Source organism: Castellaniella sp. MT123 (assembly GCF_039614765.1).
GTDB lineage: Bacteria > Pseudomonadota > Gammaproteobacteria > Burkholderiales > Burkholderiaceae_B > Castellaniella.
Genome location: NZ_CP154879.1, coordinates 2,917,359 through 2,940,564, shown reverse-complemented (window position 1 = coordinate 2,940,564; position 23,206 = coordinate 2,917,359). Strand labels below are relative to the sequence as shown.

The 23,206-nt window shown below is 63.8% G+C and carries 18 protein-coding genes; 7 read left to right on the top strand and 11 right to left on the bottom strand.

From position 1 onward, the window contains the following. Nucleotides 1-13 precede the first annotated feature (13 nt). Nucleotides 14-1,033 (top strand): ABC transporter substrate-binding protein, encoded by a 1,020-nt coding sequence (locus ABCV34_RS13855; RefSeq protein ID WP_345796804.1) that lies wholly within the window; start codon nucleotides 14-16, stop codon nucleotides 1,031-1,033. A gap of 50 nt (nucleotides 1,034-1,083) precedes the next feature. On the opposite strand, the gene ABCV34_RS13850 is transcribed toward ABCV34_RS13855, so the two are convergent. Next, the gene (locus ABCV34_RS13850) at nucleotides 1,084-3,108 is read right to left on the bottom strand and encodes an oligopeptide transporter, OPT family (protein WP_345796803.1); all 2,025 of its coding nucleotides are present in this window, start codon (nucleotides 3,106-3,108) and stop codon (nucleotides 1,084-1,086) included. 188 nt (nucleotides 3,109-3,296) lie between these two features. On the opposite strand from ABCV34_RS13850, the gene ABCV34_RS13845 reads away from it, so the two are divergent. Next, nucleotides 3,297-3,677: an antitoxin Xre/MbcA/ParS toxin-binding domain-containing protein gene (locus ABCV34_RS13845; RefSeq protein WP_345796802.1), complete on the top strand. Its 381-nt coding sequence runs from the start codon at nucleotides 3,297-3,299 to the stop codon at nucleotides 3,675-3,677. Then, nucleotides 3,637-4,353, top strand: coding sequence for an RES family NAD+ phosphorylase (locus ABCV34_RS13840; protein ID WP_345796801.1), 717 nt, complete (start codon nucleotides 3,637-3,639; stop codon nucleotides 4,351-4,353). The genes ABCV34_RS13845 and ABCV34_RS13840 overlap by 41 nt, the downstream gene beginning before the upstream one ends. A 25-nt stretch (nucleotides 4,354-4,378) precedes the next feature. On the opposite strand, the gene ABCV34_RS13835 is transcribed toward ABCV34_RS13840, so the two are convergent. The 5 genes from ABCV34_RS13835 to panB all read right to left on the bottom strand — a co-directional run bounded on the left by ABCV34_RS13835 (nucleotide 4,379) and on the right by panB (nucleotide 11,183). After that, a complete protein-coding gene (locus tag ABCV34_RS13835; protein WP_345796800.1) occupies nucleotides 4,379-6,676 on the bottom strand; it encodes a cbb3-type cytochrome c oxidase subunit I in 2,298 nt (765 codons plus the stop codon). A gap of 91 nt (nucleotides 6,677-6,767) precedes the next feature. Beyond that, nucleotides 6,768-7,784, bottom strand: a complete 1,017-nt coding sequence (locus ABCV34_RS13830; protein ID WP_345796799.1) for a magnesium and cobalt transport protein CorA — start codon at nucleotides 7,782-7,784, stop codon at nucleotides 6,768-6,770. After that, complete coding sequence (gene rmuC, locus ABCV34_RS13825) at nucleotides 7,777-9,216, bottom strand: DNA recombination protein RmuC (RefSeq protein ID WP_345796798.1); 1,440 nt, start codon at nucleotides 9,214-9,216, stop codon at nucleotides 7,777-7,779. The genes ABCV34_RS13830 and rmuC overlap by 8 nt, the downstream gene beginning before the upstream one ends. A gap of 97 nt (nucleotides 9,217-9,313) precedes the next feature. Beyond that, nucleotides 9,314-10,285 carry a LysR family transcriptional regulator gene (locus tag ABCV34_RS13820; RefSeq protein WP_345796797.1) on the bottom strand — a complete coding sequence of 324 codons (972 nt, stop codon included), beginning with the start codon at nucleotides 10,283-10,285 and terminating at the stop codon, nucleotides 9,314-9,316. 70 nt (nucleotides 10,286-10,355) lie between these two features. Continuing rightward, nucleotides 10,356-11,183 (bottom strand): 3-methyl-2-oxobutanoate hydroxymethyltransferase, encoded by an 828-nt coding sequence (gene panB / locus ABCV34_RS13815; protein ID WP_345796796.1) that lies wholly within the window; start codon nucleotides 11,181-11,183, stop codon nucleotides 10,356-10,358. Nucleotides 11,184-11,262: 79 nt separating this feature from the next. Here panB and ABCV34_RS13810 point away from each other — a divergent pair, with 79 nt between their 5' ends. Then, the gene (locus ABCV34_RS13810) at nucleotides 11,263-12,105 is read left to right on the top strand and encodes an aldo/keto reductase (RefSeq protein WP_345796795.1); all 843 of its coding nucleotides are present in this window, start codon (nucleotides 11,263-11,265) and stop codon (nucleotides 12,103-12,105) included. 118 nt (nucleotides 12,106-12,223) lie between these two features. Here the strand turns inward: ABCV34_RS13810 and ABCV34_RS13805 are convergent, their stop codons facing one another. Together ABCV34_RS13805 and acnA are read right to left on the bottom strand one after the other, a co-directional pair. Then, nucleotides 12,224-13,618: an MFS transporter gene (locus ABCV34_RS13805; protein ID WP_345796794.1), complete on the bottom strand. Its 1,395-nt coding sequence runs from the start codon at nucleotides 13,616-13,618 to the stop codon at nucleotides 12,224-12,226. A 111-nt stretch (nucleotides 13,619-13,729) separates the two neighbouring features. Next, nucleotides 13,730-16,405, bottom strand: a complete 2,676-nt coding sequence (gene acnA, locus ABCV34_RS13800) for an aconitate hydratase AcnA (RefSeq protein ID WP_345796793.1) — start codon at nucleotides 16,403-16,405, stop codon at nucleotides 13,730-13,732. Nucleotides 16,406-16,690: 285 nt separating this feature from the next. Between acnA and ABCV34_RS13795 the strand changes: the two genes are divergently transcribed. Beyond that, nucleotides 16,691-17,320, top strand: a complete 630-nt coding sequence (locus tag ABCV34_RS13795) for an FmdE family protein (protein WP_345796792.1) — start codon at nucleotides 16,691-16,693, stop codon at nucleotides 17,318-17,320. Between the two features lie 48 nt (nucleotides 17,321-17,368). Here ABCV34_RS13795 and ABCV34_RS13790 read toward each other — a convergent pair whose 3' ends face one another. Continuing rightward, nucleotides 17,369-18,910 carry a sensor domain-containing diguanylate cyclase gene (locus tag ABCV34_RS13790; RefSeq protein WP_345796791.1) on the bottom strand — a complete coding sequence of 514 codons (1,542 nt, stop codon included), beginning with the start codon at nucleotides 18,908-18,910 and terminating at the stop codon, nucleotides 17,369-17,371. A gap of 214 nt (nucleotides 18,911-19,124) precedes the next feature. On the opposite strand from ABCV34_RS13790, the gene ABCV34_RS13785 reads away from it, so the two are divergent. Both ABCV34_RS13785 and ABCV34_RS13780 read left to right on the top strand, forming a co-directional pair. Beyond that, a complete protein-coding gene (locus ABCV34_RS13785) occupies nucleotides 19,125-20,552 on the top strand; it encodes a nucleobase:cation symporter-2 family protein (protein ID WP_345796790.1) in 1,428 nt (475 codons plus the stop codon). Nucleotides 20,553-20,667: 115 nt separating this feature from the next. Continuing rightward, the gene (locus ABCV34_RS13780; protein WP_345796789.1) at nucleotides 20,668-21,261 is read left to right on the top strand and encodes a phosphatase PAP2 family protein; all 594 of its coding nucleotides are present in this window, start codon (nucleotides 20,668-20,670) and stop codon (nucleotides 21,259-21,261) included. A gap of 17 nt (nucleotides 21,262-21,278) precedes the next feature. Here the strand turns inward: ABCV34_RS13780 and ABCV34_RS13775 are convergent, their stop codons facing one another. Together ABCV34_RS13775 and ABCV34_RS13770 are read right to left on the bottom strand one after the other, a co-directional pair. Then, the gene (locus ABCV34_RS13775) at nucleotides 21,279-21,509 is read right to left on the bottom strand and encodes a DUF2783 domain-containing protein (RefSeq protein ID WP_345796788.1); all 231 of its coding nucleotides are present in this window, start codon (nucleotides 21,507-21,509) and stop codon (nucleotides 21,279-21,281) included. Between the two features lie 4 nt (nucleotides 21,510-21,513). Further along, nucleotides 21,514-23,181, bottom strand: coding sequence for an FAD-dependent oxidoreductase (locus tag ABCV34_RS13770; RefSeq protein WP_345796787.1), 1,668 nt, complete (start codon nucleotides 23,179-23,181; stop codon nucleotides 21,514-21,516). Nucleotides 23,182-23,206 lie beyond the last annotated feature (25 nt).

The window sequence follows — 23,206 nt, the reverse complement described above, 5'->3', positions numbered from 1 at the left end:
AACAGGAGTAGACATGATACGTAGAACTTTTCTGGCAATGGCTTTGGCAGGCGCAATCGGCGGCCTGATTTCCGCGCCGACCGCCGCGCGCGCGGAAGCGTCGGCGGTCAGGATATCTCACGGGTACGGGATCCTGTACCTGCCCCTGATGGTGATGCGCGACCAGCACCTGATCGAAAAGCAGGCCAAGGCCGACGGCCTGGGCGACATCCGGATCAATTGGCTGAACATCGACGGCGGCAACGTCATCAACGACGCGATGCTCGCCGGCAATCTGGACATCGCCGGCACGGGCTCTCCGGGATTCATCACGCTGTGGTCCAAGGCGCACGGCATCCCACGCTCCGAGGTCATCGGACTGGGCGCGCTCGGCACATCCGCGCTATGGATGAACACCAACAACCCGAACGTCAAGTCGTTGAAAGACTTCACCACCAAGGACAAGATCGCGCTGCCCGGCGTCAAGACGTCCCTGTCCGCCGTGATGCTGCAGATGGCAGTCGCCAAGGAATTCGGCATCAAGAACTACGCCAAGCTGGACCCCATCACCGTCAGCCTGCCGCACCCGGACGCGCTTGCCGCACTGACCTCGGGCAAGACCGAGATCACGGCCCACTTCACCTCGCCGCCGTTCTCGTACCTGGAACTGGAAGATCCGAAGATCTCGCGCGTCTTCAGCTCGACACAGGTTCTGGGGAACATCACGCTGACCGTCATCTACGCCCTGAAGCAGTTCGCGGACGAGAATCCCAGGCTGATCAGGGCCTTCATGAAAGCCCAGGACCAGGCCGACGCCTACATCGCCAAGGATAAGAAAGGTGCCGCCGAAACCTTCCTGCGCGTCTCCAAGATCAAGATGCCTCAGGCCGAGGTTGAAAAAATCCTGGCGGATCCGGATACTCGGTTCTCGACTACGCCCAATGGCATGATGGAATACGCGGACTTCATGTCCCGGGCAGGCACCATCAAGAACAAGCCGGCGAAATGGTCCGATCTGTTCGTCAGCGGGCTGGCCGGCCAGAACGGTAGTTGACGCATTCCGCTTGGCGGGCCGGTACGCGCCCTCTGGCGGACCGGCGGCCGTCACTGACGCGCTACCAGACGCCGGATGAACGCCAGACACATGGCGAGAAAGCAGGCCAGCCCGATAACGGTGGCCACGGGGGCGAAATTGACTCCACCCACCAAGGCCAGCGGTGCATCGCTGCCACCCGTGGCGACCGAGGCCACGATGATGATCGCCAGCACCACGCCCACCAGGCTTTCGCCGACGATCAGGCCTGACGCAAAGAGCGTGCCCTTGCGATCCGCCGCTTTGAGCCAGGGTGCGGGATCCGTGTGCGCGGATGCGGCAGCGGCCCGGATGCGCCGCCGGACGATCCAGGAGATCAGCGAACCCACAAACAACGCGGTGGCGACCGACGGCGGCAGGTACACACCCATGGCGACCGCCAGCGGTGGCACACGATAGTGCGTCGTCAGGCGACCGAGCAGCGCGTCGAGCACGATCAGGACCACGCCGACATACACGCCGAACCGGATGTATGTCCAGTCCAGCGTATGACTGAACAGCCCATCGGCAATCGTGATCATCAGCGATGCCTGGGGCGCGGCCAGGGCCTGGGCGGGGTCCATCTCGGCGCGCGGCAAGCTGCCGATGAAGCCATACGCCTGATAGAGCAGGTCGAGTACGGGCGGGATTGTCAGTGCACCGATCACGCAGCCGATGATGAGCGCCACCTGCTGCCGCCAGGGTGTGGCGTGCACCAGCCAGCCGGTCTTCAGGTCCTGCAGATTGTCATTGGAGATCGCGGCGATGGCCACCACGACAGAGGTGCAGAACAGGGCCAACGCCGTGAAGAAACGCACGGATTCATGGCTGCCGAGCACGCCCTGCGCCTGGCCGATGCCGATGAAGATCATGGACGAAGCCAGGACCGCAATCACGGCAATACCCGAAATCGGACTGGCCGACGACCCCACCAGCCCGGCCATGTAGCCGCAGGCCGCAGCCACCAGAAAGCCGAAAAAGAAGGCCAGCAGCGTACCGACGACCACCAGCGTCCAGGCGGTCGCCGCCGGCAGGCCGGAATCCGCCACGAAGGACCAGAACGTGGCCCCCAGCAGGAGGATCATGAAAACCGTCAGCGTGAGCAGCAGCCGAGGCGACAGATCGGCATCCGCCCGCGCCTGGCTGGATGCGCCTGAGCCGCTCCTGAGCACGGACAAGGAAATGCGCATGCCCTCGATCATGGGCTTGATCAGCGTGATCAACGTCCAGACGGCCGCCACGGCAATCATCCCGGCCCCCATCAGCCGCACTTTGGATACCCAGACCCCGGTGGCGAAGCTGGCCAGCGTGCCGCCGTCGGGCATGGGCAACAGATGTGTGAGCCACGGCACCACGACGCCCCAGGTCAGGACGACCCCCACCAGCATGGCGGTGCCGCCGGTGATACCGACCAGATAGCCCGCGCCTACCAGAGCAAAGGACAGGCCCAGCGGCAATTGAAAGACGGCTCGCCCGATGCCGAACCAGTGGCTGACGCTGTCCACCGCCACCCGGAAGCCCCCCGTCAGCAGACTGAAACCGCCAGCCACCGTGCCGCCCAGCACAATTTCCCTGAAGCCCTGCCCCTTGTCGGATGTTTCGTCGTCTGCCCGTCCCTGCCCCACCCGCAGAATCTCGGCTGCCGCCACCCCTTCGGGGTATGGCAGATCGCTGTTGACCACCAGCGCACGGCGCAGCGGCACCGTGAACACCACGCCCAGGATGCCGCCGCAAGCGCAGATCATGGCGGTCTGCAACAAGGGAAAGCCGGACCAGTAGCCCATCATGAGCAAGGCTGGCAGCACGAAGATGATGGCCGACAAGGTACCCGCCGCCGAGGCCTGCGTCTGAACAATATTATTTTCCAGGATGTTCGAATCCCGGAAAACACGCAGCAAGGCCATGGAAATGACCGCGGCCGGAATGGAAGACGCGAAGGTCAACCCCACCTTCAGTCCCAGATAAACGTTGGATGCGGTAAAGACCAGTGTGATGAGGGTGCCCAGGATCACGCCCCGCAGGGTGAGTTCCTTCAGTGATGCGGAGGGTTCGGACATGATGAGATTCTCGATCCGAGAGTCAAAAGCGAAATGATAGACGGTCAATCCATACCTTGTGAACCGACGGGAACATCGGACGACACCTTGGACTTCGCGGTGGCTCGTCCTGACGAATCGCCATTCCAGATTTTCTTTCTGTAGAAATTTATGTGATGTATAATTTCCTTAGAACAAGGAAAGCCATCATGATTCCTTCCACCCTCCAGAACAGTACGCAGCCGGACCCATCCCAGGTGCTCAGCAAAGCCGTCGTACGCGCGGCCAACCACCTGGCCATGCCCCAGGCCACGCTGGCCAAAGTCCTGGGTCTCAGCGCCGCGACCGTCAGCCGCCTGTGCAAGGGCGGCTACACGCTGGATGCCAGCCGCAAGGAATGGGAATTCGCGCTGCTGCTCATCCGCGTCTACCGGTCCCTGGATTCCATCGTGGGCAACGCGTTGGCCGCGCGCCAATGGCTGCAAAGCGAAAACCGGGCGCTCAATGGCCGCCCCATCGACCTGATTCACCACACCGAAGGCCTGGTCCGTGTCGTTCAATACCTGGACGCCTCCCGCGCTGTCATCTGAAGCCCGCGCCTGGCAGGGCCAGGCCTGGCGCATGGTGGAATCCCAGCACATCGCCGCCACGATGAAGCTCGTGGACAATCAGGACGAACAGGACGTCCTGGAAACCCTGCTCGAATCCGGAAAACCGGCCCTGCCGGCCGACACCGACGACCTGGACTATCTGCTGGCGACCCCTTTTCGCTACAGCCCGCTGCGTGGCGGGTCGCGCTTTCGCGCCGTGACCGACCCGGGCGTATTCTATGGCGCGCAATCGGTCCGCACGGCCGCCGCCGAACTGGGCTACTGGCGCTGGCGATTCCTGCGGGACTCGGCCGGTCTGCAGCGCCTCGAACCGGTTGCCCATACGGCGTTCAAGGTGGACATCGCCACATCCATCGTGGATCTGCGGCACCCGCCCTTCGACGCGGACCAGGCGGTCTGGCGGCATCCGACGGCTTACGGCCCCACCCAGCAATTCGCGCGCACGGCGCGGCTGGCCGACATCGGCGGCATCCTGTACCGCTCGGTGCGCGATCCGCAGCCTGCCTGGTGCCTGGCGCTGCTGACCCCGGCGGGTTTCGCCAAACCCCGCCCCCACAAGGATCGTCAGACCTGGTTCCTGGCCGTATCCCAAGACGAAGTCACCCTGCGTCGGGATACCGAATCCATGCGGTTCCTGATGGCGGAATGGGTCTGATGACCACAGCCCGCGGCGCCCCTCATCACCGGACCGATCGAATTCCCCGCACGCTCAGCCAGCCCTTGGTGGACGCGATCAGCATCGGAATCGAACCGAAGATGATGAACACCAGATCGCCGGGCAGGCGCAGCCATTCGATCAGGTGCTGGCGCGGCGTGCCGATGTAGTCGATGCTGCGTGCATGCCAGTAACTGTGCTGCACGACGTCCCAGACCTGCAGTACGCCGCTGGGGAACAAGCTCATGACGACCATCATGGCCAGCCCGATATTCGTGCCCCAGAATCCGATCTTGATGTATTTTTCGATCTCCGGCCAATGCCGTTCATCCACCGTCTGGCGCAGCACGAAAGTCATCAGCCCCAGCGCCAGCATGCCGAAGACGCCCATCAACGAAGCGTGCCCATGATTGGGCGTCAACTGGGTGCCGACTTCGTAATAGCTGACAATCGGCAGATTGACCAGGAAGCCGAACATCCCGGCGCCAACGAAATTCCAGAAACCCACCGCCATCAGGAAATAGAAGGTCCATTTGTGCTGTACCTGCTGGGGCTGACCATCGACGATGACCTGACCCTTGGTGGTGTGCACGAAATCCCAGGCATCCAGTGTCAACAGGGTCAGGGGCACGACTTCCAGGACGGAAAAGAGCGCGGACAAGGACATGTTCAGCTGCGTATGACCCACGAAGTACCAATGGTGGCCGGTCCCGATCAGCCCGCCCAGGAAATACAGGATGGCGTCCAGGTAAATGACGCGCAACGCCACGTTGCGGCTGGCCAGCCCCAGCTGGTAGAGCATCAGGGCCACGACAGTGGTCGCGAAGAACTCGAAGAAGCCTTCCACCCACAGGTGGATGATCCAGAAGCGCCAGGTTTCGACCACGGTGTAGTTCGTATGGGCCCCATAGAACAGGGCAGGCAGATAGAACACCGGGATGGCGGACGCCGCCCACAGGAACATGCGGGCAATCGGCCGCACATCTGTGTTGTCGATGCGGGCGGGCCGACAGAGCCAGAACAGCAGGATGAACCAGACGGACAGGCCCACGATCAGCAGAATCTGCCAGAACCGGCCGATCTCCAGGTATTCCCAACCCTGGTTGCCCAGCCAGAACCACCAGGATCCCAGCAAGTTCGACATCCCGGCCCATTCGCCCAGCAGGCTCAGGACCACAACCGCCGCGAAAGCGCCAAACAGGATGTGCGTCCAGGTCAGCAGTCCGCGCGGGTCCTCGCGACGCAGGGACCGGCCCAGGAACAAGGCAGCCGCCACATAGGCTGTGGCAATCCAGAAGATGGCGCTTTGCAGGTGCCAGGTCCGCATCAGGTTGCTGGGAAACCAGTCTTCCAGCTGGATGCCGTAAAAACTGCCCGGGTCGGCCCGATAGTGCGCCGTCGCCCCACCCACCAGGGTCTGGAACAGGAATAGCAGCGCCACGACCACGAAAAACTTGACCAGCGCCCGCTGCGCAGGGCTGGACTGCCCGGGAACGATATTCGGGTGCGGCCGATGTCCGCGCGATACCCAGCCCAGGTAGTCGAATTTACCGGACACCATCAGGACGGCCGCCATGCCGGCGAGCAGCACCAGCAGGCTCAGGGCGCTCCAGAGCAGCGCACCCGGGATCGGCGTATTACCCACCTGCGGATCATAGGGAAAATTGTTAGTGTAGGAATAGCCGTAACCAGGCCGGTTGGCTACCGAGGCCCAGGCCGACCAGGCCACGAAGGCCGAGAACTGCCGCAATTCGGCAGCATCCGAGATCATCCCCGCCTTGAGGCCACCATTGATCTCCGGGTGCTGAAAATATCGTGTCCAATAGGGAACCTGCTGACTCCAGGCCTGGGTTTCCTCGGGGGTCAGGGTCAGCACGCCGGAGGCCGCATCGTAGCGGTTCTTTTTCAGGATGATGGCGACCTCGGCATGCACGGCGGCCTGCTGCGTGGCATCGAGCTGATCCAGCGGTTTCCCGAACTGACGCTGGGCCACGGCGGCAGCCGTGTCCTGCCCCATCCGATGCAAGGCCTCGGCGGAGAAGTCCGGCCCCAGATACGCCCCATGCCCCCAGACCGAGCCATTGTCCATCAGTCCATATTTCAGGAACACGCCCTGCCCGTCACGAATATCCGCGCCGGTGAACAGCGTCGCACCCTGGGCGTCCACCACGCGCTGCGGAATCGGTGGTGCCTTGGTGTAGCCCTGAGCCGTGATCGCGATCAGGATCGCCAGCCCAACGACCATCACCATCAGGATCGACCGGATCCACCACGGTGAAAGCTCGGACTCGTCGGAGGCGAGTGTCGGAAATTGTGCGGCCATGGCAAGCTCCCAACCAGAAGACGAGCTCTCAACGTACTCCCGCTCAGCCTAAATTCAGCTGAATCACCCGTTCATGGCCGGGTCGTCGGTTCTACAGCCACTTGATCCGGCGGAATTTCCAGTACAGAAGGCCGCAGACCCCCGCCGTCGCCGACATCATGATGGGATACCCGTAGGGCATGCTCAATTCCGGTATGTCATGGAAATTCATGCCGTAGATACCCGCGACGGCCGTAGGCACCGCCAGGATGGCCGCCCAGGCCGCCAGTTTGCGGGTAATGTCGGTCTGCTGCATCTGGCTGATCATCATGCTGGCCTCGAAGGCGAAGACCAGGGCTTCGCGCAGCCCCGAAAAACCTTCCACCGCGCGCTGGATGCGGTCGGCGACCTCGCCGAAGTATCCCCGGCTGTCGGCCCCGATATTGCGGGTGTCCACCCGCGCCAGGCGACGGCAGATCTCGACCAGCGGCGCGATGGCGGTCTGCATGCGCAGCAGGTCGCGTCGCAGGCGATACAGGCGGCGGATTTCTTTTTCTCGAAACCCGCGCAGCAGGAACTGATGCTCGATGTTCTCGACCTGGGCCTCCATGTGGTTCAGGGCCTGGACGTATCGGTCCGCCAGCAGATCCAGCAAGGTCGAGGCCACGTAGTCGCTGCCGCGTTCCAGAAGATCGGGCGATTCCGCCAGCAGGCTGCGCAATTCCTGATGCGACCCGACGGCATGGCGGCGGATCGTCAGCAAATAACCCGGGCCGATCAGGATCTGCGTATCGCCGAAACTGGGCCGCTCATGCGCGATTTCCACGGTGATCGCGACCACCAGCGTCAGGCGGTCGTATTCGATGATCTTCGGACGGCGGTGCGGCGCAATGATTTCCTCGATCGCGCGTTCCGGCAGCCCCAGCCGCCCCCCCACGGCATGCAACAGGATTTCATCGGGTTCCTTCAGACCGACCCAGAGCAAGCCGGACTGCGTCGACGCGGTGCCCAGGTCCTCCAGGCCGACATCCCGGGGCGGGCTTCCCGGCGCATACAGGGTGGACGCGATGGCACACTGCCGGAAGGCATCCTCCGGACGGGGTGCTTCTACGGGGTCTGGCTCAGTCATGGTCATCGATCTCCCTGACATTCCATTCGGGAAGCGGGTCCGCGGCGGCTGATGCCAGCGCCTGGGGTGGCGCCGATTCCGCCACCACCGTCTCGAGGCGCTGCACCTCGATGTCGGCATGCATGGGTTCCAGCGCGGGCAGCTGCTTGTTGGCCTTGGCGGAAAGTTCGGCAAAGCGGTTGACCTTGCCGTATAAACCCTGCTGACCGGCCACTGCAGTGACGGTATGGTTGTAATGCGTGCTGACGGTATTGAGCGCATTGCCGAGTTTCTGCAGACGCTCGGCCACCATGGCGACCTGGTTGTACAGACCGCCCGCCATATCGCCGAGCGCCCGCGTCTGTTCGTTGCCGCGTGCGATCATCCACAGATTGGCAACCGTGCGCAGGATCGGCATCAGCGTGGTGTGCGACACCAGAATGACGTTGTTGCGATAGCCGTGATCGAACAGGTCACGGTTGTGTTGCATGGCCTCGATGTAGGCCGGCTCGATGGGCATGAACATCAACACGAAACTGGGGCTCTTCATGCCGATCAGGTTGCTGTAGTCCTTGCGCGCCAGATCGTCGATGTGATGACGCACGGCCTGCACATGGGCTGCCATGGCGGCCTCGCGTCCAGCCTCTGTTTCCGCCGCGATCGCCCGGTCGTAATCCACCAGCGAGACCTTGCTGTCGATGACCATGTGCTTGTCGTCGGGCAGCTTGATGACGAAATCCGGCTGGCGGCGGTTGCCCGCCTCGTCACGGAAGCTGGCCTGCGCCTCGTAGTGGTCGCCCGGCATCAGCCCGGCCAGTTGCAGGCTGCGTTCCAGCTGGACTTCGCCCCAGTTGCCGGTGGTCTTCTTGTCGCCCTTCAGCGCCGTGGCCAGGGTATTGGCCTCGGTGCTCATTTTCAGCCCGATGTCGAGGACGCGGCGGATCTCGGCGCCCAGTTGGGTCTGGCCACGCAGCGACGCATCGTGGATTTCATTGACACGTTTCTGGAACCCGTCGATCTGCTCGCGAAACGGCCGCAGCAGGCCATCCAGCGATGCCTGGCTGTTCCGGGTAAAAGTCTTGCCCTTTTCCTCGAGCACCTGACTGGCGAGATTCTGGAATTCCGTGCGCATCGCGGCCTTGGACTGCTCGAAGGCCTGCTTCAGTTCATCGAGCGCCGCCAGTTTTTCCTGGTGGACGGCCCGCAACCGGGTCAGGTCCAGATCCCGCGCCTGCGCCTGCACGCGCCAGTCCTCCAGTCGGGATTCCAGGGTCTCCATGACCTGCCGCGTCTGATCCAGCTGGGTCTGCAGCTGCGCCGTCCGCTCAGTCTGCCGCGCCAGTTCGGCGGCCTGCGCAGCCCCGCGCCGGCGCGACGGCCACCACCCGATCAGGACGCCGATCAGCAGCGCCAACGCCAGCAAGGCCAGAGTTTCAGGGGACAACGGGGCCACGATTCAGTCCTCGACCAGGAAAGGCACATGATCGCACACCTGGAATGCCAGCTGAGCGCACTGTTCCCGGCCCGCCGCCGCTTAGGCCGGGAGCCGATCAGACCGTGGACAGTGCGGAGTCCGCCGCGCGCGGCTGGAGCTGCAGGCCGTTGACATCGGTATCCACGAACTGCGGAAACGTCGTGCGCACGTAGCGGTGAAGCCCCTGGACCAGACGCTCCGCCTCTTCGGGCAATTCGTGCGTTTTCTGGGACACTGCGCCGATCCGGTACTGGATATCGGACAAGATAGGCCGGATCGCAACCCCATCCAGCAGGACCCCCTGGATGGAAAACGGATCGATCAGGGCGATACCCAGGCCTGCGCGCACCATCGACAGGGCCGTCTGCTGGCTGCCGACCTCGATGTGGCGCCGCATGCCCCCCATCGTGGCCTGGACCAGGCCGTTGACCAGGTGATACCGCATGCGATAGCGGCTGAGCAGCGTGATGACGTCCGTATCCTGGATCTCTTCGAGGGGGATGGGATCCCGGGCCGCCAGGACATGTGCCGCCGGAACGGCCAGCAGGCAAGGCGCTTGACCGCACCAATGGACCCGCAGGCCTTCTGTGTCGATGGGCAGGTTGATCAGGGCGAAATCGGCGCGTCCTTCGAGGATCTTGCGCGGGGTGACCTCGTGCACGACTTCTTCGAGGATGAACTTCTGGCGAAAGGCCGGACTGAAGCGGTCGGTTGCCGCCAAGGCCTCGGGCAGCAGCCCGCGCGCCAGATCGACGGTGGCCAGGATGCGCAAAGGCCGGATCTGGCCACTACGCATGCCCAGGACGCGGGACTCGAGCTGCTGAAGGTCGGCCAGGATGCCGCGAACTTCCAGGTAGAATTCGGCCCCCGATTCGGTCAGGGTGATTGTTGGCCGTGTGCGTTCGAACAGCACGAAACCGAGTTCGTCTTCGAGGTCACTGATCTGGCGGCTGACAACGGGCTGGGACCGGCCCAGCAGGCGGCCGGCCGCTGTGACGCTGCCGCTGGTGACGACGGCGCTCAGTGCCTCGAGTTGGCGAATTTCCATAACGACCCTGCAAAGAGGTGGTGGCACATGCCGTCAGACCACCCACTGTGAAACTTATTGTCTCATGATGTTAATTCTGCCGACGCACCCCAAAGCAGTGATCTAGCGTAGGAAAGGTTCCTTCACGGACGGATTGGGCGTAGTCACGTACGGCATCCTGGATGACCTGCCCCACGTCGGCGAAACGGTGAGCGAATTTCGGAATCCGGTCGCCGCTGAGGCCCAGGATGTCTTCAGTCACCAGAATCTGGCCGTCGCACGCGGGCGACGCCCCGATGCCGATGGTGGGAATGTCCAGTGCCGCCGTGATTTCGCGGGCCAGGGGCTCGCTGATGCCCTCCAGGACCACCCCGAATGCCCCGGCCTGCGCATGGGCCCGAGCATCTTCCAGGATGCGTCGCGCGGCGGCGTCCGTCATCCCCTGGGCCTTGAACCCCCCCATGGTGTTCATGTACTGCGGCATCAGACCCACATGCGCCAGCACGGGAATGCCGCGATCCACCAGGAACCGGGTCGTCTCGGCCAGCGGCTGCCCCCCTTCGAGTTTGACGCCGGACACCCCGCTGGCTGCCAGCATCGAGGCCGCATTGGCAAAAGCCTGTGCCGGCGACTGCTGATAGCTGCCGAAAGGCATGTCCACGATCACGCAGGCCTGGCTCGTGGCCCGCACCACGGCGGCGGCATGGGCTGACATCGTATCCACGGAGATCGACAGCGTATCGGGCAGGGCATATCCCACCATCGCGGTGGAATCTCCAACCAGGATCATGTCCAGGGCCTCGTCCAGCAATCGGGCGATCGGGGCTGTATAGGCCGTCAGGGCCGCGATCTTGCGCGCGCCCTTGAAAGACATGAGCTGGGGCACGGTGACGCGCCGGACCTGACTATGTACACTCATTGATCTACTCCCGAAAAAAGAACCATTGTCGGCCATTGTGGCCCAACGCAGCCGGAGCTGCATCACCCCGGAGACCTTCATGTCATCCAATCAACCCTACGTGACGCTGCACGATGGCCGCCGCGCACCCCAACTGGGCCTGGGCACCTGGAAACTGACCGGCGACGATGTCGCTCCGGCCATCCAGGCCGCCGTCGAGGCCGGGTATCGCGCCATCGATACGGCATATATCTACGAGAACGAGGCCCAGGTCGGCCAGGGCATCGCCAAATGCGGGGTTCCACGCGATGGCCTGTTCGTCACAACGAAGCTCTGGAACAACCGGCACCGCCTGGACAGCGCCAAAGCCGCGCTGCGCGAAAGCCTGGACAAGCTGCAGCTGGACTATGTGGATCTCTATCTGATCCACTGGCCCATCCCGAAAGAAAACCATTACCTGGAAGCCTGGGAAGCCCTGATCCAGCTGCGCGACGAAGGTCTGGCCAAATCGATCGGCGTCTGCAATTTCCAGATCGACCACCTGCAAAGACTGCTGGATGACACCGGCGTGCTGCCGGTCGTCAATCAGATCGAACTGCACCCGTATTTCCAGCAGGCCGAACTGCGTGCCTACCATGCGGATCACGACATCCAGACCGAAGCCTGGTCCCCGCTGGGCCAGGGCCAGCAACTGCAGGATCCGGTGATCCTGGAACTGGCCCATCAGTTGCAGGCCAGCCCGGCCCAGATCATCTTGCGCTGGCACATCCAGATGGGACACATGGTGATCCCGAAATCATCCCACCCGGACCGGATCCGCGAGAACTTCAATCTGTGGAATCTGTTCCTGGACGAGGCCGCCATGGCACGGATCGCCTCTCTGGACCGCCCCGACAGCCGCATCGGCCCCGACCCCGACCGCTTCCATTTGATGAAGGGATGAGGCGAGACACAAAATGATCCCTGCGGATCATTTTGTGCACGCCGAATCGGAGCAGCTTGCAAGCTGCGACGTGGAGGGATGCCACGACCCAAGAACAGTCCCTGCGGACTGTTTCGTGTCAGAAATCATCGCGGGCCGCGCGCCAGCCTAGCCGGATCGCCAGCGCGGGCGCAAACACAAAGACCCCATAGACCGCCCAGGCCGCCTGCCGGGTGCCCTGCCATCCGCCCGGTTCGGTGAAGCCGGCCGCATTGGCGGCCATCCCGGCCACGCTGGCACCCAGCGCGATCGCATACAGCTGCATCGTCGTGATCGCGGCCGATGCGATGTTCCTCTGCTCCCGAGGCGCTGCCCGGAACACCCCGGTCAGCAGATGTGGCCAGCACAGTCCCACACCGAACCCCACAGCCAGAAGCAGGCTGGCCAGCAGGAAAACGCTGGTATCCGGCGACGGCATGAACCAGGCCAGGCCAGCCAGCGCCAGCGCCGACAGGATCGGCCCCGACACCAGCAGACGACCGACGATGGCGCTGCCTCGTCCCGAGCTCACCAGCGAGCCCAGTGTCCATCCAGCCGACATCAGAGCCGACAGATACCCCGCATGCAGCGGCGACTGCGCATGCAGGACCTGCAGGAAATAGGGCACGAAGACTTCGGTCGTCACGCCGATGCTCAGCAGCCCGATCATGGCGTAGCGACGCCCCAGCGGATGAGTCAGCGACCACACCCCCTGGGGCAGAAAGCGCTGAGGAGCCCGGCGATCCATGCGCGCCATCCAGACGATCAGCAGCAGGCCGCCGACGACGCCGGCCGCCTGGGCGAACCAGGACGAAAACAGGCTGGCGGATGACACGACCAGCACGGACGACACCAGCAGGCTCATGCGCAGCAGCGGCGCATCCAGCCGGGCGCCACGGTCGCGGCCCTGCGGGCCCAGCTGGGTCACCAGCAGGATGAACAGCACGCCGCAGACCGGCAGTACCGCCCAGAATGCCCAGCGCCAATGCCCGGCCTCGGCGAACAGGCCGCCGATGGCAGGCCCCGCCAGGGTGGCGACCCCCCACATACCGGAAATCAGCGCCATGGCCCGCGCCCAAAGGCCTTCGTCGAACACCAGAGGAACCGTGGCATAGCTCAGGCTGAGCAGCATCCCGCCGCCCAGGCCCTGCCACACCCGGCCGAACAACAGCCAGGGCATGGTAGGCGCCAAGCCGCAGATCACCGTCCCGCACACGAACACAACCAGGCCCAGCAGAAAGGTCCGCCGCAAACCGTACCAACGGATGCCCAGGGGCGCGCATGAGGAGCCCATGATGGAGGCCGCCACGAACAGCGTCGTATTCCACGCGTACCAGGAGAGTCCACCGATATCCTGCACGACCGACGGCAGGATGGTGGTGGCGATAAAGACATTGATCGCGTGGGCAGCGACGCCGCCGGCCAGCGCAAGGGATCGCAGGCCATTGCGGCCTCGCAGCAGGGCACCCCACGAGGCGCGGGAGGATGAAGTCATGAATGAAAATGCGGGCTGGGAGCCCGCATTGTAGACAAAGAACCAAGAGCTCACGGACCTGCCGGCGGGGTGTTGCCCCCACCGGCAGGAGACCAAACCCGCAGCCCGACCCTAGCCCAGCAGTTGCCGGATCGCGTACTGCAGGATCCCTCCGTGCCGATAGTAGGAGGCCTCGCTGGGCGTGTCGATGCGCACGAGCGCGTCGAATTCCACGTCGCCAGCCTTGACATGGACAGTCTTCGGGGTCTTGCCGTCGTTGAAGGCCTCGATGCCGGTGATCTCGAAGGTTTCCTTGCCGCGCAGACCCAGCGTCGTGGCATTCTGGCCTTCCGGGAACTGCAGTGGCAGCACGCCCATGCCGATCAGGTTCGACCGGTGGATCCGTTCGTAGGATTCGGCGATGACCGCGCGCACCCCCAACAACACCGTGCCTTTGGCCGCCCAGTCGCGCGACGATCCCGAACCGTATTCCTTGCCGGCCAGGATCACCAGCGGGATGCCGGCTTTCTGGTAGTTCTGGGAGGCATCGAAGATCGTCGTGACCGGAGCCCCATCCTGCGTGAAATCCCGCGTCCAGCCGCCTTCGGTGTCGGGCGCGATCTGGTTGCGCAGCCGCACGTTGGCGAAGGTCCCGCGGATCATGACTTCGTGGTTGCCGCGCCGCGAACCGTAGGAATTGAAGTCCTTGGGCTGAACACCCTGCGACTGCAGATACTGGGCCGCCGGGGAATCCTTCGCGATCGAGCCGGCTGGGCTGATGTGGTCGGTCGTGACCGAATCGCCCAGTTTTGCCAGCACCCGGGCACCGTGGATATCGCCGACGGGATCCGGATCACGGCGCATGCCCTCGAAGTAGGGCGGATTGCGCACATAGGTGGATGCGTCATCCCAGCGGTACAAATCGCCTTCCGGTGTCGGCAAATCGCGCCAGCGGTCGTTGCCCGCGAACACATCGGCGTAACCCCGGGTGTACATGTCCGCGGTGATCGAGGACCGGATGACATCCTGGACCTCGGCGCTGGTGGGCCAGATGTCACGCAGGTAGACGTCCTTGCCCTGGGGATCCTGGCCCAGCGGGGTCTTGTACAGATCGAAATCCATGGACCCGGCCAGCGCATAGGCGACGACCAGCGGCGGAGACATCAGGTAATTCATCTTCACTTCGGAATGGATGCGCCCCTCGAAGTTGCGGTTGCCGGACAGGACCGAGGCGACGGCCAGGTCATTGGCGCGGACAGCGTCGGAGATCTCCGGGATCAGCGGGCCGGAATTACCGATGCAGGTGGTGCAGCCATAGCCCACCAAATTGAAGCCCAGGGCATCCAGATACTTCGTCAGGCCGGATTTTTCATAGTAGTCGGTGACCACCCGGGATCCTGGCGCAAGCGACGTCTTGACCCAGGGTTTGCGATGCAGGCCACGCTCGACGGCCTTTTTGGCCAGCAGGCCCGCCGCAACCATGACGGCGGGATTGGATGTATTGGTACAGGAGGTGATGGCGGCGATCGCCACGGCCCCGTGATCGATCTGGAAATCCACACCGCCGTCCATGTGGACTGACGCCGGGTGGGACTTCGGCGACCCCGGCAGCGCCGCCAGGGATTTGGCGAAGGAGGGCTTGGATTCCGACAGCAGGATGCGGTCCTGCGGGCGCTTCGGCCCGGCGATGGACGGCACGACCGTGCCCAGGTCGAGTTCCAGGCGTTCGGAGTAATTCGGTTCATGCGCCGCGTCGTGCCACAGCCCCTGGGCCTTGGCATAGGCCTCGACCAGCGCGACCTGCTCGGCCGGGCGCCCGGTGAAGCGCAGATAGTTCAGGGTCTCTTCGTCGATCGGGAAGATGGAGATGGTGGAACCGTATTCCGGGCTCATGTTGCCGATCGTGGCACGATTGGCCAGCGGCACCGAGGCAACCCCAGGGCCGTAGAATTCCACGAATTTGCCCACCACCCCGTGCTTGCGCAGCATGTCGGTGATGGTCAGCACCAGGTCGGTGGCCGTCGTGCCTTCGGGCAGCGCGCCGGACAATTTGAACCCTACCACCCGGGGAATCAGCATCGAGATCGGCTGACCCAGCATGGCGGCTTCAGCCTCGATGCCGCCCACGCCCCAGGCCACGACACCCAGGCCGTTGACCATGGGCGTGTGCGAGTCCGTGCCCACACAGGTATCGGGATAGGCTTCGGTCTGGCCGTCGATCTGGCGGGTGAACACACCGCGCGCAAGGTGTTCCAGGTTGACCTGGTGGACGATGCCGGTGCTGGGCGGCACGACCCGGAAGCCATCAAAGGCGGTCTGCCCCCACCGCAGGAACTGGTAGCGTTCGACGTTGCGCTGGTATTCGATTTCGACGTTGCGGCGGTAGGAATCGTTGTGCCCGAAGTCGTCGACGATGACCGAGTGGTCGATGACCAGTTCGACGGGGGCCAGCGGATTGATGCGTTCGGGCTTGCCGCCCAGGGCCTGCATGGCCTCGCGCATCGCCGCCAGATCCACGACGGCCGGCACGCCGGTGAAGTCCTGCAGGATGACCCGCGCCGGCGTGAAGGAAATCTCCCGGCTGGGCTGGGCATCGGGATCCCAGGACGCCAGGGCGCGGATGTCGTCCGCCGTGACATCCCCGCCGTCTTCGGTGCGCAGCAGGTTTTCCAGCAGGATCTTCAGCCCGTACGGCAGGCGGGACGGGTCCAGGCCATGGTTTTTCAGGGCATCCAGGCGATAGATGCGGTAGGGCTTGCCCCCCACATCCAGGGTCGAGCGTGCGCCAAAACTGTTGGGGTAAGCCATTGCAAGTCCTCCTGGAGTCGATCTCGTATCCGCGCCTGCGGGCTTCCGCAAAAGCCCGACCGGCTTTATCCAATCCATCTTACACGCAATCCGGCCGAGCTCTCCATTCCGCCCATGGCGCGTCGGGGTCTTCTGGTCACGCGCTACGAACGCGAACTTCCGCGAGCGAGAATTGACTCATGTCAAGGAACGCTCGCCGAACGCCCGGTCACACATCGGGCCAGGGCGGATTTCCGCTGACCGAAGCCCTACACTGGACAATCTGCGAATCACTGGAGCCCCATCATGGCGTTTCCCGCATTTTTCACCCAGGCCCCCCGCATCGTGCTGCATGACCCGCTGGCGCAATTGCTGGGCGCCTCGGACGACGGCCGGATCGAATACGGCTACGAGGACGCCGTGCGCCTGGCGGGCCATTCCTGTCCCACCGTAGCCGGTGCCTGGCTGATGACGGTGCATGCCCTGCGTGCGCTGTACCCCGGCGAGACCCCGGAACGCGGCAACGTGCTGGTGGAATTCGCCGATAGCGCCACCAATGGCGTGACGGGCGTCATCGCCAACGTGGTCAGCCTGGTGACGGGCTCGACCACCGATACAGGGTTCAAGGGGCTGGGTGGCCGGTACGACCGCCGCGACCTGTTGCGGTTCGATCAGCATGACCTGTCCGGCGAGATCGCCTTCATTCGACGCGACACGGGAGCCGGCGTCGACGTGTCCTACAGCGCTCAGCGCGTGCCGCCATCGGCGGCTGCGATGCCGCTGCTGCAGAAGATCCTGACCGGCCACGCCAGCGATGCGCAAAAACAGGAATTCGGTCAGTTGTGGCAGGACCGGGTGCGCCGCATCCTGGAGGCCGCCGACCAGCCCGGCGTGATCACGGTCAGCCAGCGGCAGCCGTCATCCCAGGTCCATTGACCGCAACTCCGCCATCCCGCCGGGGATGCCCTGCCGGACAACGGCGGATCAGGCTGCTTCTCCTGGGATGGCCTCGTCCGCGGAGCCGGCAAGGCCATCCCAGTCGGGCTGGCGCCGTTCGTGTGTCTGGTAGTACTCGAGCTTGTCCTGATACATGGCCTGGTCGGCTTCCTTCATGGCCTGCTCCAGTTTGCCATGATGGTGGCAGACGGCCAGCCCCGCCGAGACGCTGAGTGCCACGCCGCTGTAATACTGATTGTTCAGCTCGACCAACGAGCGGATGTTGTCCAGCACGACGTGGGCAGCGGTCTTGTCCAGCCCGGGCAACAGCACCATGAATTCGTCACCGCCGACCCGCGCGGCGTGCCCGGGACGATCGATCGCCTTGTTCAGGACCTCGCCGAAACGACGCAGCAGATCGTCGCCCGCCGCATGGCCCGATTCGTCGTTGACACGTTTCAGATTGTTCAGATCCAGGGCGATGAAAGACACCAGTGGCGTGTGCTTGCGCGCCAGCCGACCCAGCTCGTCCACGAAATAGGACCGGTTCTTCAACTGGGTCAGCACGTCGTGCTGGCCCAGATATTCCAGATAGGCTTCGGCCTTCTTGCGCGCGGTGATGTCGGTCAGGGACACCAGCACCTGGGACCAGTCCTGCTCGCAGCCCTGAAACACCGAGAGCTGCAGATGGATGTACAGCAGATCGCCCTGCAGCGTGCGGTTCTGCACTTCCTTCTGGTGAAACAGCCTGCCTTCCCAGAGGTCGATCAGCTGTTCGGCAAACGAATCGCGGGTTTCATCGTGGAAGACATCGCCGAGCCGCAACAGCAATTCGGCCCGCGAGGACGCCTTGAACATCTTCAGGGTGTAGTCGTTGACGTCCAGGACGCGGATCTCTTGGAGGCAGCGGTCGACGAATTCCTCGTGCACATCCAGAAAGGTCCGGAAATCGGTGACGCCACGGGCGCGCAACTCGTCGAATAATTTCTTGATCGCGCTGAAGTCCTCGACCCACAGGGACACCGGGGCCTGCTCGAAGAACTCGCGCGCGTCCCGGGCGCTATCCTGTGCCCGGCGACGCAGCGTCTGCAGCTCGGTCACGTCTTCCATGGTGACCAGAACACGGTCCCAGGGCTGCTTGGCATCGGCCAGCACGACGCCCTTCAGCGACAGGTCCAGCCGCTTGCCTTGCAGGGTGTAATTCACGGTCAGGCCGTGGAACCCGGCAAGACCGAGCCAGAGCTGGTTCAGTTCCTCGGCGAAGCCGTCGAGCATATCGTCGCGAAAGACCTGGTCCAGATGCGCCAGGAGGTCTTCCTGGGAAGCGGCCTCGTACAAGGACAAGGTCTGCCGGTTGACCCGCAGCACCCGCATGAGGCGGGCGCAATCGGCCAGCCGCCGGCGATCCTGCAACAACCACGGGCGAAGGTCCTGGATGCCGGCCGCGCGCAATTCCTGGAAAAAGACATGCAGGGCGCTGTAGTCCTCTAGCCAGAAGGCCATGGGCGAGGCCTCGAACAGGTCCGGCAGATGCGGATCAGGCCCAGCCGCCGGTTCCGTATCCGAATGTGATTGCGCCGTGGTGCTCATGCTGATGGGCCTGTCGTTAGCGTTGGTAAATAATATTACCGTACATGGAAGGCATCTCCGACGGCCAGACTTGTTCAGAATGTCCCTAGCGGAAATCCCTATGGACGGGCATCAATATAAGACCATTTCGATAGAGGATATGCTCCGCCTTACGCCCCGAAAATAGGTTCGGAGTTCAAAATGAACTCGCACCGGATTCGCGACAATAATTAGGATGGAGACTGTTTTGAACACCCCTGCCCTCACCCGACAGCAACGCCCCGAAGACGAACATCTGGGGTTGCCCGCCAACATTCTGTACGGATTCCAGCACGTTCTGACCATGTACGGCGGCATTATCGCCGTGCCGCTGATCGTCGGCCAGGCAGCCGGCCTGGCACCCGCCGAGATCGGCATTCTGATCGCATCCTGCCTGTTCATGGGCGGCCTGGCAACGCTGCTGCAGACCCTGGGCCTGCCGTTTTTCGGTTGCCAGCTGCCGCTGGTGCAAGGGGTGTCGTTTGCCAGCGTCGCCACGATCCTGGCGATCCTGAGCGCCGGCGCAAGCCTGCCATCGGTCTTTGGCGCCGTCATGGCGGCGGCATTGCTCGGGTTTCTGATCACCCCGGTCTTTTCCCGGATCATCCGGTTTTTCCCGCCCCTGGTGACAGGGTCGGTCATCACGACCATCGGGCTGTCCCTGATGCCGGTGGCGGCGCACTGGGCCATGGGCGGCAATGCCAAGGCACCCGGCTTCGGCGGCACAGCCAACATCGGCCTGGCCGCCGCCACCCTGGTCATCGTGCTGCTGCTCAGCAAGCTGGGCAATGCGACGATCTCGCGTCTGTCCATCCTGCTGGCGATGGTGCTGGGCACGATGATCGCCTGGGGCGCCGGCATGACGAACTTTTCCAGGGTCATGGATGGTCCGGCCTTCGCCGTGCCGACGCTGTTCCACTTCGGCATGCCCGAATTCCATCCCGCCGCCATCCTGTCGATGTTTATCGTCATCCTGGTGGTGCTGGTCGAGACCTCCGCCGACATCCTGGCCGTCGGCGACATCATCAAGACCCCGATCGACTCCCGCCGCCTGGGCGACGGGTTGCGCGCCGACATGGTCTCCAGCATGGTGGCCCCCGTCTTCGGCTCGTTCACCCAGAGCGCATTCGCCCAGAACGTGGGCCTGGTGGCCGTGACCGGCGTGAAAAGCCGCTACGTCGTCGCCACCAGCGGCATCATTCTGCTGGTGCTGGGTCTGCTGCCCGTCTTGGGGCGCGTGATCGCAGCCGTGCCGGCATCCGTCCTGGGCGGCGCAGGCCTGGTGCTGTTCGGCACGGTGGCGGCCAGCGGCATCCGGACCCTGGCCAGGGTCGATTACGAGAACAACATGAACCTGATCATCGTGGCGACTTCGGTGGGCTTTGGCATGATCCCCATCGCCGCGCCGCACTTCTACGACCATTTCCCCGCCTGGGTCGCCACGATCTTTCATTCCGGCATCAGTTCGGCGGCCATCATGGCGATTCTTTTGAACTTGCTGTTCAACCACCTGACGACGGGAAATCCCGACAAACCTTCCGTCTTCGCCGCCGGCACGGGCCACGACCAGAGCGCCACACCGCACGCGGATCCGCGCACACCGGCCAAGAGCCTCGCGCACTGACGGACGCGGGAACACCCGGTGACAAAAGAGGGCCCGGAAATCCGGGCCCACGGGCCGGGCGGACCGGGTACTGGTGCTATGCTGCCTTCCTTCGCATCCCATCCCCGATCGCCCTATGGAACACCTGAACGAAACCCTGTTTCTATGGATCAATGCCACGAATCCATCGGCCTTCGGCCTGCTGCTCGGGCGTCTTCTGGCCAATGGCCTGGTCTACGTGTTTCCGTTGTATGTCGTCCTGAACTGGCTGCGCGCCGATGCCGCCGGACGTGAAGCCCTGCTGCAGGCCGTCCTGAGCGCCATTGTGGCCATGATCCTGTCCTGGGGGATCGCCCGGCTGTGGTTCCATCCCCGGCCCTTCGTCATTGGCCTGGGGCACCAGTACATGCCGCACGAGCCGACCGCGTCCTTTCCCAGCAACCACCTGAGCTTCATCTGGGCGATCTGCGCGGGGCTCTGGGTGCATCCCGTGCGGCGCCGCGCCGCGATCATCCTGGGGCTGCTGGGGTTGCCGGTTGCCTGGGCGCGCATCTACATGGGCGTACATTTCCCACTGGATATGGCGGGTGCCCTGATCACCGCCGTCATCGCGGCCATCCTGTGCCTGCCACTGCGCAATCGACTGATCCCCAGCCTGCGGCGCGCGATCGAGCCCATCTACCGACTGGCGTTCGCCTGGCCGATCCGCAAGGGCTGGTTCCGCGCCTGAGACAGCGGATCACAGGATCAGCCCACGGCGCCCTCCCGCGCGATGGCCATGGCTTCGCGCAACACGGACAGATCGCCGATGTGATTGGACAGCAGCAAGATCAGCCGGGCGTTGACCTGCTGGCTCTGCTCGTCGCTAAGATCGCGGTGCAGCTCGACCAACGCTTCGTAGAAGTCATCGCCCGGCTCGTAGGCCCGCACATAGTGGCGGCCTGGCTCGCCGAAATTCAGATTCAGATTCAAGGCCATGGATTCACTCCTGACGGCAGGTGGCACGGGCGGCGGCGGCACGGATCCGGGCGGCATCCGGCGAACGCCAGCGCCCGGCGATATGCTGATCGGGCCGGATCAGCCAGGCGGACCCATCACGGGCGTCGTACCGCTCGGCGAACCGGCCCGAATAATCTTCGAAGACCCTCAGGCCGTGCGGCGAACGCCCGCCCGAGGGGGACACCAGGATCACATCGATCGGTATGTCGCCGCCCATCAGCCCCTGCAGGGCGGCGGCCTGATGAACGTCGGACGGCTGATCGACGTAGACCAGCAACTGAAACCGGTTGCCCAGGCGGTCCAGCAGCCAGAAATGGTCCACCTGCGCACGCATGGGACTATCGTCGCACGGAGCGCCCGGCACCATGTCGCCGGCGAATTCCGCGGTATCCGGGGTATTGAGGCTGGACTCCGCCTGGATGGACGGCACTGAAAACCGGCCTGAATTGACCAGCGCCCGGGCAAAGGGGTACTGGCGCGCCAGATCCAGCACGGCATTGCGAAACGCCAGGGATACGCGCGTCTTGGGGGTGATGAAATCAGTCGAGCGGGTGGAATTGCGCAGATTCTCGGTGGCGGCGAAGGTGCGTTCCTCGGAATAGGTGTCCAGCAGGGTTTCGGGAGCCTTGTCTTCCAGGACCAGCCGCAGCTTCCAGATCAGATTGTCGGCGTCCTGGATACCGGAATTCGCCCCCCGTGCGCCGAAAGGCGACACCTGGTGCGCGGCATCGCCAGCGAACAGGACGCGGCCATGGCGGAACTGCGCCATCCGGCGGCACTGGAAGGTATAGACGCTGACCCATTCCAGCTCGAATTCGTGTTCCTCGCCCAGCATGGCTTTGATGCGCGGAATGACGTTTTCCGGCCGCTTCTGTTCCTCGGGATCGGCATCCCACCCAAGCTGGAAATCGATACGCCAGACGTTGTCGGCCTGATGATGCAGCAGGACGGACTGCCCCGGATGGAAGGGCGGGTCGAACCAGAACCAGCGTTCGGCGGGAAAATCGGCCTTCATCACCACATCGGCGATCAGGAAACGGTCCATGAAGACCTTGCCCTCGACCTCCAGCCCCATCGCGCGCCGGATGCTGCTGTGCGCCCCGTCGGCGGCAATCAGCCAGTCGGCGGCCAGGGAATATTCACCTTCGGGTGTCTCGACCTGCAGCGTGACCCCCTGCTCCTGCGTCTGCAAGCCGATGACCTTGCTGCGAAATCGCAGATCCAGCAAGGGCAGCTTCCGCGCCCGGCGCACGAGAAATTCCTCGAGGTAATACTGCTGCAGATTGATCATGCCCGGGCGGCGATGATCCGGTTGCGACAACAGATTGAAGCAGTAGACCTCTTCGGTACGGAAGAAGGTGCGGCCGACGCTCCAGCTGACGCCCTTGTCGACGCAGTCGTTCCCCACCCCCAGACGATCCAGGATCTCCAGCACGCGCTTGGCATAGCAGACCCCCCGCGACCCCACGGAGACGGTATCGTCGTCATCGAGCAGCACCACAGGCACGCCCTGCTGCGCCAGATCGATGGCTGCCACCAGGCCCACCGGTCCGGCGCCGACCACCACGACCGGATAGCGTTGGGATGGTTTGCCTTGCAGCTCGCGAGGAGCCTGGAAGGCATATTTCGGATATTCATAGGTGCTCTGCATAAGTCTCGTCTCCTCACAGGCTACC

Coding starts and splice junctions, on each gene's coding strand:
- ABCV34_RS13855 (WP_345796804.1), top strand. CDS start 14: ATGATACGTAGAACTTTTCTGGCAATGGCTTTGGCAGGCGCAATCGGC.
- ABCV34_RS13850 (WP_345796803.1), bottom strand. CDS start 3,108: ATGTCCGAACCCTCCGCATCACTGAAGGAACTCACCCTGCGGGGCGTG.
- ABCV34_RS13845 (WP_345796802.1), top strand. CDS start 3,297: ATGATTCCTTCCACCCTCCAGAACAGTACGCAGCCGGACCCATCCCAG.
- ABCV34_RS13835 (WP_345796800.1), bottom strand. CDS start 6,676: ATGGCCGCACAATTTCCGACACTCGCCTCCGACGAGTCCGAGCTTTCA.
- ABCV34_RS13830 (WP_345796799.1), bottom strand. CDS start 7,784: ATGACTGAGCCAGACCCCGTAGAAGCACCCCGTCCGGAGGATGCCTTC.
- ABCV34_RS13820 (WP_345796797.1), bottom strand. CDS start 10,285: ATGGAAATTCGCCAACTCGAGGCACTGAGCGCCGTCGTCACCAGCGGC.
- panB (WP_345796796.1), bottom strand. CDS start 11,183: ATGAGTGTACATAGTCAGGTCCGGCGCGTCACCGTGCCCCAGCTCATG.
- ABCV34_RS13810 (WP_345796795.1), top strand. CDS start 11,263: ATGTCATCCAATCAACCCTACGTGACGCTGCACGATGGCCGCCGCGCA.
- ABCV34_RS13805 (WP_345796794.1), bottom strand. CDS start 13,618: ATGACTTCATCCTCCCGCGCCTCGTGGGGTGCCCTGCTGCGAGGCCGC.
- acnA (WP_345796793.1), bottom strand. CDS start 16,405: ATGGCTTACCCCAACAGTTTTGGCGCACGCTCGACCCTGGATGTGGGG.
- ABCV34_RS13795 (WP_345796792.1), top strand. CDS start 16,691: ATGGCGTTTCCCGCATTTTTCACCCAGGCCCCCCGCATCGTGCTGCAT.
- ABCV34_RS13790 (WP_345796791.1), bottom strand. CDS start 18,910: ATGAGCACCACGGCGCAATCACATTCGGATACGGAACCGGCGGCTGGG.
- ABCV34_RS13785 (WP_345796790.1), top strand. CDS start 19,125: ATGGAGACTGTTTTGAACACCCCTGCCCTCACCCGACAGCAACGCCCC.
- ABCV34_RS13780 (WP_345796789.1), top strand. CDS start 20,668: ATGGAACACCTGAACGAAACCCTGTTTCTATGGATCAATGCCACGAAT.
- ABCV34_RS13775 (WP_345796788.1), bottom strand. CDS start 21,509: ATGGCCTTGAATCTGAATCTGAATTTCGGCGAGCCAGGCCGCCACTAT.
- ABCV34_RS13770 (WP_345796787.1), bottom strand. CDS start 23,181: ATGCAGAGCACCTATGAATATCCGAAATATGCCTTCCAGGCTCCTCGC.